The sequence below is a fragment of the Nocardia citri genome (assembly GCF_054065835.1).
In genome coordinates this window covers 58,005-76,621 of record NZ_JBSUQM010000016.1, presented here as the reverse complement: position 1 = coordinate 76,621, position 18,617 = coordinate 58,005, and the positions used below count along the sequence as shown (strand labels likewise).

Annotated in this window: 20 protein-coding genes; 12 read left to right on the top strand and 8 right to left on the bottom strand. The window is 64.8% G+C overall.

Annotation, left to right across the window (positions count from 1 at the left end; genetic code table 11):
• Positions 1-21 precede the first annotated feature (21 nt).
• From ACW2Q0_RS21170 to ACW2Q0_RS21150, 5 genes are all read right to left on the bottom strand, one after another.
• Positions 22-561: a hypothetical protein gene (locus ACW2Q0_RS21170; RefSeq protein ID WP_457192620.1), complete on the bottom strand. Its 540-nt coding sequence runs from the start codon at positions 559-561 to the stop codon at positions 22-24.
• On the bottom strand, positions 558-1,061 hold the full coding sequence (locus ACW2Q0_RS21165; protein ID WP_457192619.1) for a hypothetical protein: 504 nt from the start codon (positions 1,059-1,061) through the stop codon (positions 558-560). The genes ACW2Q0_RS21170 and ACW2Q0_RS21165 overlap by 4 nt, the downstream gene beginning before the upstream one ends.
• A gap of 146 nt (positions 1,062-1,207) precedes the next feature.
• Complete coding sequence (locus ACW2Q0_RS21160; protein ID WP_457192618.1) at positions 1,208-2,269, bottom strand: C40 family peptidase; 1,062 nt, start codon at positions 2,267-2,269, stop codon at positions 1,208-1,210.
• 168 nt (positions 2,270-2,437) lie between these two features.
• On the bottom strand, positions 2,438-3,730 hold the full coding sequence (locus ACW2Q0_RS21155) for a cutinase family protein (protein WP_457192617.1): 1,293 nt from the start codon (positions 3,728-3,730) through the stop codon (positions 2,438-2,440).
• Entirely contained in the window at positions 3,730-5,157 is a 1,428-nt protein-coding gene (locus ACW2Q0_RS21150; protein WP_457192616.1) for a hypothetical protein, read from the bottom strand. Before ACW2Q0_RS21150 ends, ACW2Q0_RS21155 begins: the two co-directional genes overlap by 1 nt.
• 271 nt (positions 5,158-5,428) lie before the next feature.
• On the opposite strand from ACW2Q0_RS21150, the gene ACW2Q0_RS21145 reads away from it, so the two are divergent.
• The 6 genes from ACW2Q0_RS21145 (at position 5,429) to ACW2Q0_RS21120 (ending at position 10,496) form a co-directional block, all read left to right on the top strand.
• Positions 5,429-5,923: a helix-turn-helix domain-containing protein gene (locus tag ACW2Q0_RS21145; RefSeq protein WP_457192615.1), complete on the top strand. Its 495-nt coding sequence runs from the start codon at positions 5,429-5,431 to the stop codon at positions 5,921-5,923.
• A 262-nt stretch (positions 5,924-6,185) separates the two neighbouring features.
• Entirely contained in the window at positions 6,186-6,863 is a 678-nt protein-coding gene (locus ACW2Q0_RS21140) for a hypothetical protein (RefSeq protein ID WP_457192614.1), read from the top strand.
• Positions 6,864-6,942: 79 nt separating this feature from the next.
• Positions 6,943-7,278: a hypothetical protein gene (locus ACW2Q0_RS21135; RefSeq protein WP_457192613.1), complete on the top strand. Its 336-nt coding sequence runs from the start codon at positions 6,943-6,945 to the stop codon at positions 7,276-7,278.
• Between the two features lie 80 nt (positions 7,279-7,358).
• Positions 7,359-7,871 (top strand): hypothetical protein, encoded by a 513-nt coding sequence (locus tag ACW2Q0_RS21130; protein ID WP_457192612.1) that lies wholly within the window; start codon positions 7,359-7,361, stop codon positions 7,869-7,871.
• Positions 7,868-9,037 (top strand): MAB_1171c family putative transporter, encoded by a 1,170-nt coding sequence (locus ACW2Q0_RS21125; protein ID WP_457192611.1) that lies wholly within the window; start codon positions 7,868-7,870, stop codon positions 9,035-9,037. The genes ACW2Q0_RS21130 and ACW2Q0_RS21125 overlap by 4 nt, the downstream gene beginning before the upstream one ends.
• A 34-nt stretch (positions 9,038-9,071) precedes the next feature.
• Entirely contained in the window at positions 9,072-10,496 is a 1,425-nt protein-coding gene (locus ACW2Q0_RS21120; protein WP_457192610.1) for a cytochrome P450, read from the top strand.
• Positions 10,497-10,513: 17 nt separating this feature from the next.
• Here ACW2Q0_RS21120 and ACW2Q0_RS21115 read toward each other — a convergent pair whose 3' ends face one another.
• A complete protein-coding gene (locus ACW2Q0_RS21115; RefSeq protein ID WP_457192609.1) occupies positions 10,514-11,221 on the bottom strand; it encodes a class I SAM-dependent methyltransferase in 708 nt (235 codons plus the stop codon).
• A gap of 268 nt (positions 11,222-11,489) precedes the next feature.
• Between ACW2Q0_RS21115 and ACW2Q0_RS21110 the strand changes: the two genes are divergently transcribed.
• Positions 11,490-11,747: a hypothetical protein gene (locus ACW2Q0_RS21110; RefSeq protein WP_457192608.1), complete on the top strand. Its 258-nt coding sequence runs from the start codon at positions 11,490-11,492 to the stop codon at positions 11,745-11,747.
• 199 nt (positions 11,748-11,946) lie between these two features.
• Positions 11,947-13,812, top strand: coding sequence for a hypothetical protein (locus ACW2Q0_RS21105; protein ID WP_457192607.1), 1,866 nt, complete (start codon positions 11,947-11,949; stop codon positions 13,810-13,812).
• Between the two features lie 233 nt (positions 13,813-14,045).
• Here ACW2Q0_RS21105 and ACW2Q0_RS21100 read toward each other — a convergent pair whose 3' ends face one another.
• Positions 14,046-14,594: a hypothetical protein gene (locus ACW2Q0_RS21100; protein ID WP_457192606.1), complete on the bottom strand. Its 549-nt coding sequence runs from the start codon at positions 14,592-14,594 to the stop codon at positions 14,046-14,048.
• Positions 14,595-14,787: 193 nt separating this feature from the next.
• On the opposite strand from ACW2Q0_RS21100, the gene ACW2Q0_RS21095 reads away from it, so the two are divergent.
• Entirely contained in the window at positions 14,788-15,042 is a 255-nt protein-coding gene (locus ACW2Q0_RS21095) for a hypothetical protein (protein ID WP_457192605.1), read from the top strand.
• 261 nt (positions 15,043-15,303) lie between these two features.
• Here ACW2Q0_RS21095 and ACW2Q0_RS21090 read toward each other — a convergent pair whose 3' ends face one another.
• Positions 15,304-15,501 (bottom strand): hypothetical protein, encoded by a 198-nt coding sequence (locus tag ACW2Q0_RS21090; protein ID WP_457192604.1) that lies wholly within the window; start codon positions 15,499-15,501, stop codon positions 15,304-15,306.
• A gap of 243 nt (positions 15,502-15,744) precedes the next feature.
• Between ACW2Q0_RS21090 and ACW2Q0_RS21085 the strand changes: the two genes are divergently transcribed.
• The 3 genes from ACW2Q0_RS21085 to ACW2Q0_RS21075 all read left to right on the top strand — a co-directional run bounded on the left by ACW2Q0_RS21085 (position 15,745) and on the right by ACW2Q0_RS21075 (position 18,428).
• Positions 15,745-16,455, top strand: a complete 711-nt coding sequence (locus tag ACW2Q0_RS21085) for a nucleotide-binding protein (protein ID WP_457192603.1) — start codon at positions 15,745-15,747, stop codon at positions 16,453-16,455.
• Positions 16,455-17,357, top strand: coding sequence for a ParB/RepB/Spo0J family partition protein (locus ACW2Q0_RS21080; protein WP_457192602.1), 903 nt, complete (start codon positions 16,455-16,457; stop codon positions 17,355-17,357). Before ACW2Q0_RS21085 ends, ACW2Q0_RS21080 begins: the two co-directional genes overlap by 1 nt.
• Positions 17,358-17,708: 351 nt before the next feature.
• Positions 17,709-18,428: a hypothetical protein gene (locus ACW2Q0_RS21075; RefSeq protein ID WP_457192601.1), complete on the top strand. Its 720-nt coding sequence runs from the start codon at positions 17,709-17,711 to the stop codon at positions 18,426-18,428.
• The last annotated feature ends 189 nt before the right edge of the window (positions 18,429-18,617 follow it).

Below are 18,617 nucleotides of genomic sequence, written 5' to 3'. Positions count from 1 at the left end.
CTTTCCTTTCTTTGTGATCGGTTAGGACACCCGCATGACGGGGCGTTCATGTTCGTCGTCGGCGGATTCGGGATCGGAGTCGCTGGCGGCGGTCGTGGTTTCGCGTTCGATGGCGGCGATCACGGCGTGGACCAGCTCGTCACGGAACTTGCGGGCGGGGTCAGCCCACCTGTAGGTCTTGCGGTCGGCATCGAAGACGCCGGTGGCCAGCAGTTCCCAGGGGTTGTCACTGGCGGCCAGGGGCGAGAACCAGCCCAGCCGCAGCACCGGGGTGGCCAGGTTGGTGGCGGCCATCTTCAGCCGTCGTTCCACCACCGCGGGCCAGCGACCTTCGCTACCAGCGACGACGACCAGGACCGGGCGCACGGGCATCTTCTGAGCGGTGCTGATGGCCCAGCTCACCGCGACGGCGGTCGCGCGGGTCACCAGGACATCAACGCTCTGGGTGCCGTTGGCTTCGATGACGCCCATGTCGATGCCGTCGAGCAGATGCGCCACCGTGGTCGTGCCGACGCCACCGGCGATTCCGCCGATCACCGGTCGCCGCGGGCGCGCGCTCATCGCGAACCCACCTGGGACACGCGCCAGTCAGCGCCGATCTTGACCAGAGCGAGACCGACCACCAGGTGGCGGTCCGGCAGGGGCCCGTCCGGAGTGCTGACCTTCTGGGTGATCTCGAGCAGCCGCGTCGCCGAGGTCGCGGTGTCGGCGGGTGCGCCGGCCTCCACGCCGGGGCGGACGCCATCGGCGGGCACGGTCAGCACGGCCGAGCGGGCGGTCAGATCCAGCCAGTCCGCGCCGGGCCCAGCGATCGGCGGATAGTCGCGCAACAACTGCGCGAGCCGGGGCTCGAGCAGCGGCACCGCCCGCAGCTTGGCGTCGTGCGGATCGAGGTCGCGTGTGGTGTCCCATCCGTACCAAATCCGTGCCACCGCAACGGCAACCGCGTCGATGCTGGTCTGGTCGACCGGACCGATCTCGGCCGGGAGCGTGGCCGGAGCCGCCAGTGGCGTCGACGGCGGCGTCGCCGGAACCCGGGAGGTGGTCTCAGATGGCGTCACGAACGAGGTGCTCGGCGCGGTCGGCGTCTGGCTGCTGTGCTCCGAGCTGTCCGACGAGCACCCTGCCACTACCAACGCGACCCCGGCTAGCGCGGCGGCGTGTATTGTCCACATAGTTCTTGGCGTCATTGTTTTTGGATTCCTGCTCATCCGAACCGCCTGACTTCGATTCCCGATCCCAAATTCGACAAAGGCGACACTTTAACCACTTCGCCCGACTGGGGGGCCTCCACCATTTTTCCGTCGCCGATTGCAATTCCGACGTGCTGCGGATTTCCTCCGCCAGGAAAAACGATGTCCCCCGGCTGAATATCCCCGGGCGTCACCCGCTGCCCGCGCGAATCATTGAGAATATATGTGGTGTAGTGGGGAAGCTGCATTGTTTTCCCACTCGCCTGACCGACGGCATAAACGACGAGGCCGGAGCAGTCGAATCCCACCTTTCCGTAGTCGCCGTAGGAATCGGCGACACCTCCGTCATGAATTCCCTGCGACGGCCCGTCGAGGCCACCTCCGCCCCAGGCGTACGGGGTGCCCTGCCAGCACAGCGCCGCGGCGGCCACGTTCGCGCCGAATGCCGCGCCGGGGCGGAACTGGCTGCAATTGGCCAACACGCCGCCACCGGTGCCGATCTGGGTGTACTTGGCCATCTTGGCCTTGACTCCTGGCGCGTATCCCTCGGTCTCGCCATTGATGATCTGGGGGCCGCCGTTGGCCAACACGCAGCCGTATCCGCAGTTGTAGGCATTGAGCACGATGTCGATCAGGTCGCCCTTGATACGGCCGCTGGCCAGGTCCTTCTTGGCCTGCGCGGCGGTCGTACAGTCGAACTTGGCCTGCGCCATGATCGCGTCGGGAGGATCGAAGGGTGAGATGACGCCGTTGCCGTTGGCGTCGGTGCCGTAGGAGGGCCAGGTGTAGGGCATGAACTGGCTCAGCCCTTCCGCGCCTTTCGGGGACACCGCCTTGGCGTTCCAGCCCGATTCCTGCTCGATCTGCGCGGCAATGAGCGGGGCCGAGATCTCCTCGCAAAGCGTGCCCGCCCGGATGACCCACGCCTCGTATTCCGGCGGAACGGTGCCGGTCGCCAGCTTTCCCTGTGCGAAACTCGGATTGTCTTTGTCGCCGTCGACGAAGACCGCGACGATCAGCACCGGAATCATGATGAGCGCCATCGCCAGCGCTGCCCATTTCGACGGTGATTTCATCGCGGTCACACCTCCCCAGATGTGTTGAAAGTTCGTATCCACCGCATATCGACGGTGCTGTATTTCTCCGGTGTCCAAACGACGAGAGAACGGGTGTAAAGTGGCCACTCTCTTCCGCTGGCGTCCGGCACTCCCATACCGAGCGCCAGCGGAAAGAAAGTCACCGGGTCACAAACCGGCCTGAATTTTCGAGGTCAGCCATTTCACGATCCATTGCGTGGCGGTGTCGCCACTGTCGTCGACCTTGTAGCTGCTGGCGTAGGAACGGTGCGCGTTCAGCAGCAGGTACGACACCGCTTGCGATGCCTGCTGGATGAGCTCATCGGGCTTGGTCAGCGACACCAGGGCGTCGAACTCGGGCATATTGATCACCTTGGCGACGTCGTCGAGCATCGTGGAGGAGAACACCATCTCCGCCAACGCGATCGGCAGCGTCTCCGGCGAAGTCGCCGCTGCCACACCGAGTTTGGTGAACTCGGTGATCACCGACCTGGCGGCCTTGGCTATGACCGTCGGATCGGCCTCGGCGACGTTCTTCACCAGCTCGAGGCCCTTGCCAATGAGGTAGTCCGGCAGGTCCTCGGGGGTGAGGTTGAGCAGCGGGACCACCGCCGCGACGACCTTGCTCTTGCCCGACAGCGAGCACACCGAGTCGTTGGGCGCGCACATCGTGGTCACCCGCTCGGCCAGCACGCCCATGCCGCCGTCGCGTTCACCGAGGACACCCTCGCCGCCGGGGTTGGAGCCGATCAGGGTCTCCGAGACCGACGAGAGCTTGGTGTTCTTCGCCGAGGTCGTAGTCGTGCTGTTGGAATCGGACGTCGAGGACGCCGAGCGTTTCGGGTCAGACAGCAGCGCTCCGGCCAGGATCCGCGACGGGTCGATGACACCCTTGCGGTTGCCGACCTTGGACAGGAAATCACCGGCGATCAACGCGCCCTGGCTGTAGCCGAGCACGACGAACTTCGACAGCGGGCACGCCTCGGCCAATTCCTTGGCCCGCGTCTCCAGCGCCGACTCGCCGTTCGCCCGGGATTGGGTGAGCGTGAGCGGATTTCCGGTGAACATGCCCGCGATGGGGCCGCCCACCTGCGCCACGTAGGGCACCTGCTCGGCACGCACCGACGCCATCTTCGGCTTCTGCGCGGCGGAGGTGCGCGTCGATGAGGACCGCACCGCCGTAGCCAGTGGTGTCGCCACCGTGACGGTCGGAGGTGCCGAATTCAGCGCTGTCAGAAGCGGACTGGTGATCTGACCGAGCATTCCTGGCACGGTGTTGCGGTCGGCGCCGGCGTTGGTCTCCCAGGTGCCGGGGACGGCCAGCGCGATCACGTCCGAGCAGTCCACCGGCGCGGGGGCCGGGTCCGGCTCTGCTGACGCAGCCACCGGGACGGTGTAGATCAGCGCTGCCGCCATCATCAGCGAGCTGGCTGCCCGCCAGCCGATCGTCGGGGCCGACATCAGCGCACCAGCCCTTGCACGGCGGCCAACGCACCGTTGGCCGCGTCGGTCAAGGGCCCGAGCTGCTCAGGGGTGAACGGAGGCTGCTCGGCGACGACGTTGGTGACGGCATCGGCCACCGCCGCAGTCTCCGGAGTGCTCTTGGCGGCGGTCACCACGTTCTGGGCGAACTGGCCCACGGTCGTGTTGATCTGCTCGGCCAGCGGCTGCGCTTGCCATGCCTGCGCTGCGGCCTCACCGGCCGAAGCGACCGCGTCGAGCGCCTGCTGCCCGCCGGGCTGTGCCTGCACCCAGTCCACTGCCTGCTCACCCGTGGCGACGGCGGCGTCGGCCTGCGCGCGAAGCTGATCGTGCAGCGAGGGGGCTGGCACAGGCGAAGCGGGCGGAACTTCCGGCGGCGCAACGTAATCCGAGCCATCACCGGCCGTGGCAACGCCACCGGCGAGTGCTCCGACCGCAGCACCGGCAGCACCGCCAGCCAGCGCGGCGGGGATGCCCAGCGCGGCAGCGCCGACTGCAGCGCCGACTCCCGCGCCGACCGCGGTTCCGGCCACGCCAGACGTGACGGTGCCCAGGCCCGGCACGGGGATCAGCGTCCCGACTGCCGCACCGGCGATCCCGCCGATCGTGCCACCGATCAGGCCACCCCCTACCGCGCCGATGACGGCCAGCGGCACACCGGCACCGGCCGCACCGACGCAGAACCCGGTCAGACCGCCCACCACCATCGCGGCGGACATGAGATCGGCGCGTGAGGCGTTGATGCCGACCGACTGGAGCGCGGCGTTGGTGTCGCGCTGCATGAGCGCGATGTGGCCGTTGACCTTCCACGCGACATCGGCGGGCACCCAGTCGGGCCGGTCGACGGTCAGATCACCCAGACCCAGCTTGTCCGGTGCTGGCGGAATGATCACCTTCGGCGGCTCCACCGGTCCTGGGGCGTGCAAGCTGGGCAGATCCTGGGCCAGCGACGGCGAGTCCTGCTGCTGTTGCGGCACCGGCCGCTGCGGAGTCGTCGACGGGCTGGTGTAGCCCCCACCAGACGGCGGGGTTGGGTTGCGGTACTGGCTGGGATCGCTCGGCAGCGCGGGCGAGGGGATCACATTGCCCAGCGGCGACTGCTCCTGCGGCTGCTGAGGAACCTGGGGGACCGGCGGGGTGGTTGTCACACCGGGCTGTTCCTGCGGCTTGGCGGGACCGGTGATTCCCGGCTGTTCCGATGGAGCGGCCTGCGCCAGTCCGGAGGCGGTCAGCAGGACAGCGGTCGCGACGGCCGGTGCCACCGCGACACGGATGAGGTCGGTTCGTTTCCCTGTGAAGCGGTGGGTGCCCGCTCCGGTCCCGACGTGCCAGAATCCGGCATAACGGATAGGAGTTTCGGGCTTATCGCTACGCGCGCTCGACGCGGCACGATCTAGTGTTGTCATTGCAGAGCCTTCCTGAGTTTCTGCACTTGCTCCAGGGGCGGTTGCATCCGCGAATCCCTGGAGTGATCACTGGGCCTTCCTCCCGTTGCACCGGGGGGAAGGTTCCTTCACTTCGTGACCCCTGGTGGCCTCCGCTGCGGTTGCACCCGCAGGTTCGGCACTCGGTGTCACACCCTCACGTGTTTCCTATCGGCCTACCTTTCTGGAATGATACGTTATTCCCATACGATACTTGCATACGTTGCGAGACTTCTCTAGGGGGTGCGGCAAGGTGTCTCCTGATGGATCACCGACCCCGGCGCGCGCGGTGACGCGGCGCATCACACGCGGATTCGACCCCGAGGCGCTGCGGCGTGCCCGCGAGGAGCACCCCAACGAGGACTTGCGCCGCCGGGCCGAAGTCGCGCGATTGGCGGAGGTCGGTGTCGCGACGATCCAGCAGTGGGAGACCGGCAAGAAGTCTCCTCAGGTCAACCTGCTGTTTCGGGTCGCGAAGCTGCTCGGGGTTTCGATGGAGGAGCTCGTGCCGATTCCGCGCGACAAGCGCTACCTGCGTGACTGGCGCGTCCTGCGTGGTCTGCTGGAATCGGATCTGGCTGCACTCACCGGGATCAGTGGCTCGTCCATCGGCCGCCTCGAAGAAGGATCGGCCGCCCTGACCGACGAGAACGCCGGCCGCCTCGCCGCCGCGCTGGGGATTTCGTCCGACGAAGTGCGCGCTTCCTATGAACGTGCGCGCCAGCGGGATATCGGCGCACCTGCCTGAGTGCCCATCCTGCTCCAGACTTCGCCTTTTCGGCATCGTGAACCCCTTGGCTCCGGGCTCTGCCGAGACTCTGAGCGGTTCCGGCAGGTGAGATCGTCTAACGCGAGCGCTTCGTGAGATCGCACACCTCCGGAGCGTAGTTTCCCGAGACGTTGCTCGCAAGCACTTTTCACTAAGAAATCGCTAACATATATCGACGGAGCACTATTTTCGTGACTGGAATAGCTGACTTCCTACGAACATCTGACTACACTTCTGCTCCATGCCCTCCGGACATCCAGAGTTCTTCGCGGACGTCGTCAAGGCTCGCCGTGAGTGCCTCAGCCTGACCATGGCAGAGGTGCGCGCTGCGGGCGGGCCCGCCGTGCCGACTCTGGTCCGGACCGAGCGCGGTGACCTGGACAACCCGCAGAAGCAGATCTTCGCCAAGTTCGACACCGGCTTGCGCTGGGTGTCGGGATCTGCGGCGGCGGCGTACTGGAGCGCGAAGAAGCCGGTCGGCCTCGAGGAACAGCGGAAGGCGACCCCGTTGCAGCTGGCGGGTTCCGATGTGCAGGTCTCCCTCGACCGCATCCTTGCGTTGATGGGTTTGCAGCGAGACCTCAATGCCGCCGTCGATACCGGTCGGGAGCTCCCGCCCGAGGCTGTACAAGATCTCGCCACGCGGTTCAATCGGGAGGTCAGCCTGATAGTCGGCCGCTGGGCCACCACTATGCTGGAACGCAACCGCGGCAAGGACGCGGCGCATCCCGGGCTCGAAACCGTCTTCGCTGATGCGCTGTCCGCTCCGGTCGACCCCGGCAACCCGGACGCCGAAGAGCAGTTGTATCGGCGTTGGCTGCTCGGCGGCCGCTCGGCTGCTGGCCTCGGGGAGGAGCAACGCCAGAAGTTCGAGCAGCGCTACCGGCAGCGAGGAGGTGATCGGGATGCGGACCGATGACGGTGCCCAGCTGCCCTTGAGCGCGCGACTGAACCAGCTGTTCGCTACGTTCCATACCCGCACGGAGCCCGAGCAATCGGTGGACGACGTCGCGCGGTCGGTCAGCGCGACGCTGGGGAAGATCGTATCCGCCGCTGAAGTCGATGCTCTGCGCACGGGCGCCCACGATGACCGGCCATTCGACACCGAAACGCTGACGGCCATCGCGCAGCACTTTCAAGTCCCGGCGGTCTATCTCAACGGCGACGACGCCGCGGCTGCGGCTATCGACAGGGAACTGCGCCTGCTGGCAGCAGCCCGCGATGCCGGTGTCCGGCATCTGGCTCTGCGCGGCGACGAGGTCGACATCGAGAAGCTCGCCGGTGAGTTCTCGCGGTTGGCTGACGACCCACAGACTCCTGACCAGGACAATTAGAGTTCGGAAGTAGGGAACATGATCAACAGCGTGGGCAGAGAATATGCGCCCGCGACTGATCGGAAAGGGGGAGGGACGTAATGGACGATCTGGCCGCGCGATTCCAAGAATTGAGTCGCCTGGTGCCGATCCCTTACCCGTGGGACACCGAGCAATACGTTGCCCGTGTAGCCGAGTACCGCGGGCGGCCGATCACCATTCGCCCGATCGACCCGGGCGCGCTGTCGGGTACTGGCTGTGGAACGGGCAGCGGACTGTGGATCGCGCGGGAGGACGACGACATCATCATGTACGGCGCCGATACCGACTGGCACGCTGATCACATCGTCGCCCACGAGATCGGGCACATGCTGCTCGGCCACGGTTCGACCGTGAGCGAGTCCCCAATGAGCGCAAACGATCTGCCGCTGGAGGCGCTGATGCCATCGCTTTCGCTGGACGCTATCCGCAGCGTCCTACGCCGCCAGGACTACGGCAACGACCGCGAACGCGCCGCCGAAACCTTCGCCGATATGGTGATGGTCGAAGCGACTCTGCCCCGCCGGCAACCGAGCCGGTTCCGGTCGACCTTCTTCCTGGGTCGGCACCGATGACCTCCCCGATCCCAGGCATCATCGCCTGGCCGGTGCTGGCATTGATCGCCCTGATCACTGCTGGTCGATGGTGGTTGCTGCGCAATGGTGACACCAACCGGCTCATCAACCGCGCGCTCACCGCGGCGCTGGTCGGGCTGCTACTGCGTGAGGCGCGAGTCCAGAAGTTGCTCGTGGTATTGCTGCCGTTCGACGACGCCAATGTCGTGAACGTCGCACGACAGCTGTCCTTCGGGTTCATTGTGCTGACCGTCTCGTGCATCTACGGAATCGCACAGTTGTGGGCTGGCGCGGACCCCGCCCAGACCTGGCGCAGGCAGCGCACTTACGACCTGGTCGCGATCACGGCCAGCGTCATCGTGCTGATCGCTGGAACTCCCGCGCGCCGCGCCGATCAGCTCATCGACCAGGCCATGGGTTGGCCCGCCGTCATTGCGTGGATGGCGTTCTACCTGCCGATCGGCGCCACCGCACTGCTGGTGGCCCGCATCAGCGTCCACGAAATGCGGACCGCCGACGCGAACACCACCTGGCGCGAACGCACGCTCTACCTCGGCGTTCTGGGCATCGCGATCGTCATCGGTCTGGATGCCGCATCCACCCCCATCCTCACTGCCGCCGAAGTCATCCAGGACAAGCCCTCGACCGATCCCGAGATGGACACCAAGGCGCTGACCTTCTTTATCGCAACCATCTGGGCTGGGGGCGTGGTCGCAGTGCCGCTGATCAGCACAGTCCTGACCCTCACCGGGTGGGACCGCACCGGCCGCTACTGCCGACGCCTGCGGCCACTGTGGCGCGACCTCACCGCGGCTGTGCCGGAAATCGTGCTGGAGCTGCCAAGTGGCCGGCGCGGACAGATCGAACCGGCAACTCGCCTGCACCGCATGACCGTTGAGATCCGCGACAGCCTGCTGCACCTCAAACGCTACTGCGACAGCGAAGCCGAGCTGGACGACACCAGCCAGGACCCCCACACCTACGCCCGCCGCATCGCAAAGGCGATCGACGCCAAGCAAGCCGGACAAGCGCCTGTGGCTAGCTCCTCGATGCCCCGCAATCCCGCGCAACTGGGTGCGCGTGACCTCACCGCCGAGCTGCGCCAGCTCCTCGCGCTCGCCAAGGCGTGGCCGCACGCGCGTCGCCTGACCACCACCCACGGGTAGCCGATGACACGGCCCCTGACCAGATAGGACCCCCATGGCAGTGAGCACGACCAGCACCAACCTCAATCCCGCACTGCCACACCCACGTTGGCGGCTACCGTTCCTCGGCGACCTGCTGACGATCAACCCCGTCAAGCCGACCCAGACCTCTATGCGTGACGCCCAACAGTTGGGTCCGATCTTCGAGCGCCGGATCGTCAACTGGCCCATGATCGTCGTGTCCGGCGCTGACCTCATCGCCGAGATCAACGACGAGGCCAACTGGACCAAGCACGTCGGGGTGTTGTTCAAGAAGATCCGCCCCGTCGCCCGTGACGGCCTGTTTACCGCGTACAACCATGAACCCAACTGGGCCAAGGCGCACAACATCCTCGCTCCCGCCTTCACCCAAGCGTCGATGCGCGGCTACCACCAGACCATGGGCGATGCGGTCGGCGAGCTACTGGATTACTGGGGTGAGCGCGAAGGCGAAAAGGTCGATGTCGCCGAAGACATGAACAAGCTGACACTTGAGATCATCTCCCGTGCTGGCTTCGCCTACTCTTTCGATTCGTTCACCCGTGATGACGTAGACCCGTTCGTCGCCGCGATGCTGCGCGGATTGACCTACATCAACCGCAATTCCAACCTCCCGCCGCTCTTGCAAAAGACGTTGGGCCGCCGCGCCGCGGCGCAGCACAAACGCGATATCGTCTACGTCCATCGCGTCGTTGACGACGTGATCGCCGCCCGCAAGGCCGGCGGCACCGTTGGCGAGCACGGTGATCTGCTCGACCGGATGCTTACCGTGCCCGACCCGGACACCGGCGAGCAGCTCGACGCGCTCAACATCCGCAACCAGATCTTGACCTTCCTGGTAGCCGGCCACGAAACCAGCGCTGGAGTCCTCTCGTTCGCCCTCTATGAGCTCGCCCGCAACCCTGAGCTCGCCGCGAAGGCCCGCGCCGAAATCGACGAGCGTTTCCCCGGCCGCGACCGGCCGAGCATCGCGTTCGAGGACGTGGCCCGGCTGCGCTACGTCCGCCGCATCGTCGACGAGACCTTGAGGTTGTGGCCGATCGCTCCCGGCTATTTCCGCGAAGCCCGTCACGAGACCACTATCGGCAAGGGCCGCTACCGGTTCGACAAGGGTGACTGGGTGTTCGTGCTCACCCTCCAGGCGCACCGCGACAAGAGCACCTGGGGCCCCGACGCTGAAGAATTCGACCCCGACCGCTGGCTACCGGAACGACAGCGAGACCTCGGCCAACAGGACTACAAGCCCGTCTACAAGCCCTTCGGCACGGGCACACGGGCCTGCATCGGCCGCCAGTTCGCCTACCACGAGATCATGCTCGCCCTCGCTCACGTCCTGCACGCATTCGATTTCGAGCACGACCCCGGCTATAAGCTGGATATCGCCGAGCAGATCACCCTCAAACCCCGCGGATTCAAACTCCGGCTGAGCCGTCGGCAGTGACCGTGGCAGAGCTGCATTCAGCGCCGCGGACGCTGCGCGGTGAACAGCGTGACATCACCGACCTCGGCGATAGAGAACTTCTTGAACGCGGCCGCCAAGGACGCCTCGAGCCCCGCCCGATCGTCGTCGGTGTTATTGAACGCACCGACCTGCCCATACGCCAGGGAAAGAGCTCGTCCGAAAAGCGTGCTCGGCCGTCGATTGAGGATCGTGGACCCGAACAGCACACCATCATCGGCCAGGACGTGAGCCAGATGACCGAACGCCACACCCTTCTGCGCGAAACTGCCTGGCACGCAGTGGAGCACGAAGTTCAAAGCGATCGAGTCGAACCCGTAACCGGCACCCTCTGGGACCGGCTCCGACACGCTGCCCGACACCGTGCTCACCACACAATCGCCCGCAGCTTCCAACCGCTGCCGGGTATATGCCAGCGGCGTGGGATTCAGGTCCATCAATGTGATGGAGCACTCGGCAGGCAGCTCTGCATTGGCCAGATACCACCCCGATCCTGGGCCGACCTCAAGGTGGCGCCGACCAAGGTGCTCGTTGTACAGATGCAGCATGACCTCGGGACTACACCGCCACGCGAACCGGTTCGAGAACTGGATGACCCAAAGGTCGTAGACGCCCAAGAACGGGCGCGTGTACGGCGCCACGGCCGCGCGAGCCGCATCAACATCGTCTCTGACCAATGTATTCATCCCGCCATCGGAAGCAGCCACCTACGACCCCCTCACTTCGCTAATCGGCCTCACTGGGCCCGTGCACCCGCCAAGGATCCCACAGCCATCAGCAGTGTGGTGACGATCACTCACGCGGCGCGGCCGGTGCCCCGGCCGCTGGCGGACCATCGTGCTGACCTCGAGTTTCGATCTTGTGCGTTAATGTATCTAAAGAGTCTAATAGTCGGGAGAGGAGGACTTCATCTTGGTTAACCAACATCAGCGTGTCGCGTGCAAGACGCTAGCTCTCCATGCAAGGATGTCGCGCATGGCTGGAGTAAAGCGCCTGTCGTACACCCCGAAGACGTACGGCTTCAAGCTGCACCAAAACGTCGACAAGCTGATCGACGAACTGGCCGCCGCCGAAACTGGTGGCGATCGGAGCAGGCTGCTGACGTTGTTGGTATGCGAGCGGCGCGGAGTCCAAGTCGAAGAGATCCTTGTACCTGACGAGCAGAACCAGGAAGTCCTACCAACGAGCAGCAGGAGCCAGGAGGTTTCGAGGAAGCGGAAGTCGGTCGCGTAGTTAGGGGCGACTCACGCCAGAGCGCCTCACGACGAGACAACGCGGAATATCAGACGTCCAACTGAACAATCGACCGGGTTAACCACATGGACGGAAGCCCTCAGCCACGCCTAGCCGAGAGCTCCCGGTACGTCCATGGGGGATGAGTTTTGCCCTCTCATCTCCGCGGTGCACCCCCTCAGCAACGAAAGGCCATCCCTTGCTGAAGGAATCCAGGGTCGAGAATACCGCACGCCCAAAATCCGGTTCAACTGAAACGGCGAAGCGTGTCGAAAACTCACCCTCCTCAGAACGGAGCGGCGGGCCTCCACCGCCACCAAACCGCGATCTTCGAGAGCTGGACCGAGTCATCTATGCCGGTCCTTACGTCCTCATCGACGCCGAGAACCGTTCGCCCCGTCGTACCCGCTCCCTTGAGGAGGCGTACGCCGCGATTGGGAAAGGCGAAGTGGTCACCGCCGGCGGAACGCTGAGGCCCGGCGTCCTCGGAGCCGATATAGACCCGCTGTCCGGCGATGCCGTACTGGGCGACGCCGTCGCTGAAATTCTTGTGGCATGGCTGCACACTCAGGGACTGAAGTACGTCGCACGCGAATCCGGCCGGCCAGGAGGGCGGCATGTCATCGGGGCCCGTGCTTCACAAAAGCAGGCGGAGCAGTGGAACCAGCTGTGCGAGAAGCTCACAAAAGATTACGGCGTTCCCGTCGATGACCGCTCAGGCAGCGTCCTGCGCCTGCTGGACGCACCGCATCGCAAGGGCTATGCCTGCCGTGTTCTCGGCGGAACGCTGACTCCGGCGGCTATCCCGGCCACAAACAAGCCCACCGCAGTGGTGTGCGCGTCGCAGCCCCGTCGACGTCGCCCCCGCCAATCAGGCGCGGCAACTGGACCCGACACGTCTCGTTCGGCACGCGAATACGGCCAAGTATGTGCGATGGTCCGCAGCGGCTACACGGCAGCGCAAGCGTGGGAAGTCCAGAACCGATCCGGCACAAAGGCTTCCGAGCGTGGAGAACACCGCTGGAGGAGGTACGTTTGGGTCGATGCCCACACGACAGTGTGCGCCGAACAAGGTCTAACGGCAGAGCAGGCCTGGCAGCGCGTGAGCTCCGCAAGCCCGGCTGTATGCCGCAAGATCGGCCGGAAGAAGTGGCAACACATTTGGGACCGGGCCGCTGATCAGGCAGCGCTCCAGCGCCCTCGCCGCCGCCAGTCCGTCGAGCAGCCACACGCCGAGTCGGCCGCCGACAACGCTCAGATCGCCGCTGTATCGGCTGGACTAAAGGCCGCTCTCGATGCGACCGACCTCGGAGTCCGCCCACAACGACGGAAGAACTGCGAGATCTTTCTGCTGAACCTGGCATCCGTCTTCATTCGGCGAGAAGGGTCAATCTCCGTACGTGACATCGCACTTCGCGCGGGAATCGATGTGAAGACCGTGCGCGTGTGCCGGGATCTGCTCATCGAGCACGAGCTTCTCACGACAGCGCACCACTACGGCGGAGGGGCAAAGGACTGCCACGCCTACGCTATTGGGCCCGCGGCTCAACGCTTCATTGATGCGGAGCTTTCGAAAAATTCCCCCACTTGTCCGAAGGACACCCCCCTCCCCCCAGCCCCCTCCGGCCGCGCCGACCGCACTCTACTCCGCCACCGCTTCACCCGTGAACGCCACCACTGGCGCACACGCTGCGCAGCTCTCGAAGACCTCCCACCAGGAGAAAGCCTCGCAACGAGCTCCTCTCCAGCAGTGAAGGCGTACCGGTCCCTGCGCTACCAACAGCGCTGGTGGCGCAACCTGACATGCGAGCAGCAAGAAGGTCGTCGAGCTGCGCGAAGGCAGACCTTGGAAGCTCTGGCATCATCTGCGCGCTCGGCCTGGTTCGACTGGCTCGATAAGCGGAACAGCCTGGCGGACACGGCCTCCCGCGTCTCGGCGGGCTCGTTCACAGAGGAGGACCGTAAGGTATTGGCCTTCGCGCCGCGCACAGTTCACATGGGGTTGCGGGACCCCGATTGGCGAGGCGGAATTCAGAGGAGTTCCCAGTTGACACTGGCCGCCTAGTGTGCATTCTCGGGCGTGGAAGGAAGCCCTTCGCCAGTTCGGATGTGTTCAGCCACAAGTCTCCAGGCGCAATGACCGTCGGCCGCCGGACCGGCCGCCGGTCACTGCTGCCGGGGGACTTGATCATCCGTAACATTGTCGGCTTCGGCCGAGTCGAGTCGAGTCCGCTGGGCTGCTTCTCGGCTTCTCGGTGGCGGGAGTGCTCGCGACATCCCGACAGATTTGTCCAGGTGCTATACGGCGATGACGCTGTGTAGTGGGTGGTGCACGATGTACTGCCAGTCTGCGGCGGGGCAGTTGGCGACGGCGAGGGTGTCCAAGGCATCGACTCCGCCGCCAGCGACCAGGGAGAGGGCCGTCTCGCCGACCATGAAGTTGCCTTGCATGGCACCGCATCCGGTGCAGCAGACAGCGAGGACTGCGGTGCGGCGTGTTTTGCTGTGCGTCCGCCGGATCGTCGCCTCGATCTCCGTGCAGCCGGCTGATCGCAGCAGTTGGGCTGCGGTGGACATTGCGTTGTCATCTTCGGTGGTGAACAGCCCGCAATAGCCTCGGGCGGGACGGTCGGGGTACATGCCACAAACACAGACGGTGGCGAGACTGCATTTCCAGCAGGGCCGGGTCAGACCAAGCACGCGGATGCGGACCGATTTGGCGCAGCCGGTCGGCGCGGGTAGTTCCCAGTCGAACTCGTCTGGATCGACGCCGTTCGAGAAAGTCTCTGATAACCAGTGACAGGTCGCGCATTCGATTCTCCAGCCGGAGTCCGAGTCGCCGGACAAGAACCCGCCTTCGGCGTAGACCCATACCGAACACCACGAACATCCGCCCGCGTACCGGTTCCTCATCACCACACCGCCTCGATCGCCCGTCCGAAATCGTGCCCATGCGAGCTGCTGATGGGACAGGTGGCTGCCCTGCACGCTCAGGCCGGTGCCGAAATCATCGGCCCGGCAATGATATTGGATGGTTCGATTGACTCAATCTGATTGGAGCGAACCGAAACCGCGCGAGCAGGCCCGCGTCGTTGTGGGCGCGCCGGTGAGGGTCGTGCTCGGCGCGATGGGCGATGCGGTCGTGGAGCACCTGTTGAGGGGCGGTGCGGTGGATGATGCGGATTTCGGCGAACTCGGCCACACGCAGCAGGTTCGGGCGTCCGCCAAGGCGCAGCAGCTGACTGCCGCTGCAATGTCCGCCGAAACAACGGCGACCTTTGGGCAGGCCGACTGAAAGTTCCCACACTGCGAACAGGCGGTAAACCGCGGTTTACCCCGGCGGGCGAGGCAATTGCCTGACGATCCCGCGTGGCTCTTCCCGTCAAAACTTCCCACACTGCGGGGTCACTAAAACGCCCGTTTTGATCGCTAGGGCCGACCCGCCGGAGCGCTACACAGCCTCATTGCTTGCCGAACTGTCACAGTGACGAAATGGCTCAAGGGCAGACGTTGGACTCTGGACGGGTCCGAATTGACCCTCCGCGGGATGTGGACGTCAGCTCTCGGGCATCCGCCCCTCCTCGTCCGGTCGGGGCACCCCGGCAGAGTCCAACCATGCATTAACGGCATCGTCCACAGTCTTCGAAATGACGTAGCCGCGCTTCTTGATCCACTCAAGCCGCGCAATCGTTGAAGCGTGCAACTGCGTACCGAACTGCTTCTTACCGACACCCTTGCGCACCGGCAGCTCCACAGCCGGCCCCGAGGACACCGCTGCTTCGCCGTGGGCGGGTGTACTTGGGACAGCCTTCACAAGTGGCTCCTCCAATGAGATAGACATTGGTCGTGTGGTCCGTTCGACGAATCGCCGTCGTAAGCGTTGACACTAGAAATCTATCTTATATTCTCTCTTACAGCCGTAGTCTCCATCGCGGCGATTCTCAATCAAATCCGAAGTAGCCCACTACAACTGGGCGAAGTAAACGGAGGTAGAACCATGGCGTATGTCGAGGTCGTTCTGAACCAGAAGGGTGGCGTCGGCAAGAGCACCCTGACCGTCAACTTGGCGGCTACGACGGCCGACGCCCTCACTGGATCTGATCCCGACGCGTTTTCGCCGGTCGCGGCCGTCAGTATCGACCCGCAGGGGTCGGCGGTTTGGTGGGCTGACAGGGTGAAGTCTTTGCCGTTCCACATCGTTCAGGCGCACGACAACGTCGATGGACTGCGAAGTCTTAAGGATGGCAACCGCATCAAGCATGTGTACGTCGACACCCCCGGCTGGATCGGCCAGGAGGACGGTGAGAGCGACAGCGATGCGCTTGGCAGCGGCGCATCGGCCGATGCACTTCGCGCAGTGCTCGACCTTGCAGACCACGTCCTCGTGCCTGTTGAGCCTGAGCCGCTGGGCTTCGATCCAACCGCCCGCACGATCGAGAAGGTCATCAAGCCGCGCGGTTTGGACTTCACGGTGGTCATCAACAATTGGGATCCGCGTGATGGCGACTCAGATCTCAAGCAGACCATGAACTACATCAACCGCGCCGGATGGCCCTTGGCCAACACCGTGATTCGGCATTACAAGGTCCACACCCGGGCCGCGGCCGACGGGCTCGTCGTCACGGAGTATCCCCGCAACCGTGTCTCGATGCTGGCACAGGCGGACTTCAGCAAACTGGCTCTGGAGCTGAAGGCAGGAGCCCGCTGATGGCAAAGGGAGGACGTGCCGACTTCGCCGATCTCCTGGACTCGACCGGCGCGAACTCAACGGTCGATGGCCGCAACGCGCCGCCGGCTCGTGAACAGGCGCCTCGTGCGCACGTACCTGACGGGAAACCATTAGAGATCAGTCTCGAAGATCTCATCGGCAATCCACTCAATCCACGCGAGAAGGTGAATGTCGATGACCTCGCATCCATCGCGGAGATCCAGCTCCAACCCGCACTCATCGTGGATCGTGACGCATTCCTGAAACTGTGGCCGGATCTCAAGTCGCAACTTGGTTCAGCCAAATATGTCGTCGTCAACGGGAACCGGCGTTTGCGGGCGGCCCACGAGTACGGACGCACCACCCTCGAAGTCGTGATTAAGAACGAAGTCGCAGCGACACGAGCGACGCTTCGTGCGGCATCGCTCCGCGAGAACGTCGAACGAGAGAACCTCGACGTGATCGATGAAGCACGGGGAGTTCAGGCACTCGTCGAAGACTGTGACGGTAATGGTGCTGCGGCCGGCCGACAGCTCGGGAAGTCGAAAATGTGGGTCTCGCAGAGGCTCACCTTGCTGAAGCTCGCCCCGGAACTCCAAGCGAAGCTGCGGGCGGGTGAGCTGGCGGTCCGGGATGCGCGTGAACTCGGCCGTGTTCCGGAGCCGGAACAGGTAGCTCGATGGGCGGCCCTGCTTGAAAAGAAGCTCAGCGGGGATGACGACAGCGGCGGCTCGAGGTCGGAGCCACAGAGCATTGACGCTGTGAAGATCGCCAAGACGCTCAAGAAGTGGGGCGCTGGCACCAACGTCCTTGCGTCGGCGCTCTACACCCATCTCGACCAGGACGGCGTTAGCGATCTGATCGAGCAACTGAACCAGATCTCCGCCTCCAGCGATCAGTAGATCGCTGACTACGAGGGTTCACTGAACTTCGGAAGCATCCGGCCCCGACGGGCCGACTGTGTGGGAAGTTTGCGATGGGGCGGTAAACCGCGGTTTACCGCCCCATCCGCAGTCTGTGCGCGCTCTATCGGAGGACTGGAGGGTAAACCGCGGTTTACCCTCCAGTCCTCCTTCGCTCTGTACACACCGAAACTTCCCACACTGCATGGTCGGGTAGACCGCGACTTAACCAAAGATCTCAAGGCGCACTCCCAGTCGGGCGAACTGAACAGGGGCCTCGTTGACCGATTGGCCTCCTTCGTTTCCTCCTCAAAGCCAGCTCCACGCGGGCGGGAGTGGGACCATCGAGGAATGGCCGAACAAACAAGCGACGGCCCGCCCGAGCTGCTGGCGCCGGTCGATGTGACGGCGGCGCGAACCCTGACCGGTGAGTTGCGGGACGCGATCGCCGATGTAGGGCGCGCGGGCGCCGTGCTCGCCGAACGGGTGCGCCGGGCGCACCGTGCCCGGGTATGGCTGGCGCTCGGTTACACCTCATGGGCCGACTACGCCCACACCGAGCTCGGCATCAGCCGCGCCCAGGCGTACCGGCTGATCGAGATCGCAACAACCACACAGAGCCTGCTGGAGGCTGGCACCGCGCTCGGGCTGTCTCCCGCGGGAGACATCGGACTGTCCGGCCGGGCCCTACGGGATCTGCACGGCCGCGTCGAGGAGTTCGCCGCCGAACTCGCCGAGCGAGTCGCCGCCGCCGGTGGCCCGATCGCCGCCGACGATGTCACCGCGCTTATGCGCGATGTCGCCCGCGCGATCCGCACCCGTCCCGCTCCGCGCGCGGTGACGGGTAGACCGGAACACGCCAAGGACCGCGCGCTCGTCGAGCAGCTGCATAGGACAGCCGCCGAGATCGGGGAGCTGATCCTGGAATTCGCGCCCGCCTACCAACCCGAAACCGACGTCGCTGAGCTCGTGAGCATGTTCGCCAACGACATCGGCCTGCCCGCCGACGAAGCCCTGGCCTACCGGCGCTACGCCATCACCGGTGACGTGCGCTGCCTCGACCTCGTCTGACCTCGCCTCCGGCGCCCAAACCAGCCCAGATTTGGCAGTTCAAGGAGAAATGAGAGGGTAAACCGCGGTTTACCCCCACGTCCCCAACACGCGATCCGCCCGAGCTTCGGCGGCGTCGAGTAGGGCTTCGATGTCTGCCAGTGAGTCGAGTCCGCGCTTCCGGGCGGCGGTACCTCGCTCGAAGTATTC